Source organism: Kitasatospora sp. NPDC057512 (assembly GCF_042802135.1).
In the GTDB taxonomy this organism is placed as follows: Bacteria; Actinomycetota; Actinomycetes; order Streptomycetales; family Streptomycetaceae; genus Kitasatospora.
The window spans coordinates 1-2,445 of the sequence record NZ_JBHVET010001001.1 but is presented as its reverse complement, the minus strand read 5'-3'; the positions used below and the strand labels follow the sequence as shown (position 1 = coordinate 2,445).

Genomic DNA, 2,445 nt, shown 5'->3' with positions numbered 1-2,445 from the left:
CCGTCGAGGGGACGGACCGCGGCGCGGCCGTGCGCGGGGCGGGGGTGCACGGAGCCCGCGCGGTGGGCCTCAGCGGGGGTGCGCGGAGCCCGCGCGGTGGGCCTCAGCCGGGGTGGAAGGCGACCCGGACGGTGGCGTCGAAGGGGAGGATCAGTCCGTTGCCGGTCTCCCAGGTCCAGGTCCGCGGGAGCAGGAACATCCGGCCGCCGGAGAGGGCCAGCAGCCGCAGGCCCTCGTAGCGGTAGCGGAAGTGCGCGCCCTGGTCCACGTCGGGCAGCACCGTCTCCCGCACCCCGGGCCATCCCAGGTGGAGGCGTTCGGGGGTGTCCAGGACGACCGCCGGGCGCCGGTAGAGGTGGTGGGCGAGGTCCTCGGCGTCGGCCGTCCCCTTCTGCTGGGCGTAGCCGCCGACCGCCCAGTACGAGCAGAGCACGATGATCGCCACGCTGACGCCCAGCGCCGCCCGCTCCCCGGTCAGCGGGTACGGTGCGCCGGTGCCGCGCACGTACATCATCCGGGCCAGGACCCCGAGCAGCAGCGCGCCGCCGATCAGCAGCGGGGTGCCCAACGGGCCGGCGTCGAACACCTCGAAGCCGGCCAGGAAGCCGAGCAGCAGGAGCGGGACGACCAGGGCGGTGACCGCCCGGCAGGCCCGGCGCACCCTCCGGGCGCCGGCCTCGCCCGCCCCGGCCGCCCTGGTCGCGAGGTGGTAGCCCAGCGCGCCGACCAGGGCCCCGCACAGGGCGACCCCGGCCGGCAGGTAGAGCGCGGGGGAGCTGCGGATCAGCAGGTCCTGGGTGGCGAAGCCGATCGTGCCGGCGTCGATGCCGAAGAAGCTGTAGAGCGAACTGGTGTACGCGTAGCCGAAGAAGAGGAGCAGCGCGGTGAGGAGGGTGGTCGGGGCGACCCAGGTGGCGAGCCTGGTGAGCCAGTCGGCCCAGGAGCGCGCCTGCGGCTGCCGCGGCCCGTCCGGAGGTTCCTCCTCGGCAGGGCTCAGGGGGTGCTCCCGGCGCCGCCGGACGGGCTCGACCCGTAGCCGGGCGTCCCGGTGCTGCCCGGGGTCCCGCCGTTGCCGGTGGTCGTCCCTTCGTCGGGGCTGATGACGACCACCGAGCCCGCAGCCTCGATCCGCTTGGTGGAGTCGTCGACCGTCACCGTGAGGCAGATGGTCCGGTCCTTGGTCCCGGGCTTCCACTGCGGGAGCCGGAAGTCGACCAGCTCGGTCCTGCCGTCGGTCACCCGCACCTGCTGCGAGGCGGGGGTGGCGTACGACGTGCTGCCGCAGTCGGCGACCTTGCTGATCACGGCCGTGAAACTGGTCTTCGAGGGGAAGGACAAGCTGATCCGGGCCCTGTTGTCGAAGCCCTGGACGCTCGCCGAGGGCTCGCCGGCGGTCCGGAACCCGCCCTGGTTCCCCTCGTCCTTGGTCCGCTGGTCGTCCGGCAGGCCCGAGCCGCTGTTCTGGCCGCCCTGGCCGGCCGGGGAGGCGCCGGCCGACCCGGAGCCGCCACCGCCGCCGCAGGCCGCGAGGACCGGGACGAGCAGGGCGACTGCCAGCCACCGGGCCGCCGGACTGGTCCCGCCGCCTTCGAAGTGCCGGGTCCCGGGCATGCGTTCTCCCATCCGCGCAGCGAGCAGGGACCGGTCGGCCCCGCCGCACCGTACCCGTGCGGGTACGGCCGGACGGGCCGCCGCGCCGCCTCCGGCCGGGCCGGCCAGCCGTTCGGCGCAGCCCGGACGGGCGGCGCTCTGGCATAGAGTCGGACCGGAACCGACGAACCGTCAGCAGAGCGGAAGGACACGACCCGTGAGCACCGAGACCCGTCCGGTACCGGAGCTGGCCGCCGAGGTCGTCGAGCAGTGGCGGGCCGAGGAGGCCGAGCTCGTCGACCTGCTGGCCCGGACCCAGCGCGGCGTCGGCGGCGTCGCCGCCTTCCGGCTCGGCCCGACGCCGACCGTCCTGGTCACCGACCCGGCCGCCGTGCAGCACGTCCTGGGCCACCACCCGGACCGGTACGTCAAGCGCTCGCACCGCGCCCGGATGCTGGTCGGGGACGGCGTGCTGTCCGCCACCGGCGACCCCTGGAGGCGCCAACGGCGGGTGCTTCAGGCCCAGTTCACCGGCACGGGGATGCGCCGCTACGAGCGGCGGATCGCCGCGGCGGCGCGCCGCACCGCCGAGCGCTGGGAGGGCTACCGGCGCAGCGGGGAGGCCTTCGACGTCGGCGAGGAGATGCGCGGCTTCGCCCTGGACACCGTCTGGCGGGCACTCACCGGGCTGCCGCTGGACGACCGGACGGACCGCGAACTCCGCTCGGTGGAACGGGTGGTGGCCGCGATGCCGACCCTGCCGACCAACGCGGCGGACGCCCGGGACGCGGTGGCCGAGGACCTCGCCCGGATCGACGCGGTGGCGCACGCGGCGATCGACGCGGCGCGCTCGGC

2 protein-coding genes are annotated in these 2,445 nt (G+C 75.8%); one reads left to right on the top strand and one right to left on the bottom strand.

The window, feature by feature from the left end; genetic code table 11:
• Positions 1–103 precede the first annotated feature (103 nt).
• The gene (locus ACFU6K_RS36770) at positions 104–1,195 is read right to left on the bottom strand and encodes a hypothetical protein (RefSeq protein ID WP_380670659.1); all 1,092 of its coding nucleotides are present in this window, start codon (positions 1,193–1,195) and stop codon (positions 104–106) included.
• Between the two features lie 612 nt (positions 1,196–1,807).
• Here ACFU6K_RS36770 and ACFU6K_RS36765 point away from each other — a divergent pair.
• A partial coding sequence (locus ACFU6K_RS36765; RefSeq protein WP_380670657.1) for a cytochrome P450 occupies positions 1,808–2,445 on the top strand: 638 nt, incomplete at its 3' end.